Origin of the sequence: Paraburkholderia sp. SIMBA_053, assembly GCF_046534895.1 — a bacterium.
Classification (GTDB): Bacteria; Pseudomonadota; Gammaproteobacteria; order Burkholderiales; family Burkholderiaceae; genus Paraburkholderia; species Paraburkholderia caledonica.
Genome location: NZ_JAWRXU010000496.1, coordinates 1 through 281, shown reverse-complemented (window position 1 = coordinate 281; position 281 = coordinate 1). Strand labels below are relative to the sequence as shown.

The 281-nt window shown below is 60.1% G+C and carries 1 pseudogene; it reads left to right on the top strand.

Annotated elements, in window-relative coordinates:
• Nucleotides 1-257: pseudogene (locus SB753_RS36590) on the top strand (hypothetical protein); the annotation flags it as partial.
• Between the last annotated feature and the right edge of the window lie 24 nt (nt 258-281).

The following is a 281-nucleotide window of genomic DNA, read 5'->3' as shown; positions in this document are numbered from 1 at the left end:
GCATGGACGACAACGGTCACGATTTCGCCAATGTCTACAAGTGCTCGTGCGTAATCGACAAGATTGCGGCCGCCCTACCGTATGACGATTACGTCGAGCAGATGACGTTCGCGAAGTACGCGACACTCGGCGGCGAAGGCGGTAATGAATTCCGCGTCGACCGGGCGCGCGCGCAAACCAAGAAATATCGCGCATTGCAGCAAGAGGCGTATCAGGCGTGCGGGCTCGCGAAGGCCACGCCGTCCGCGGCGAAGTAAAGCCTGCCAACTAAGCCCGCGAAC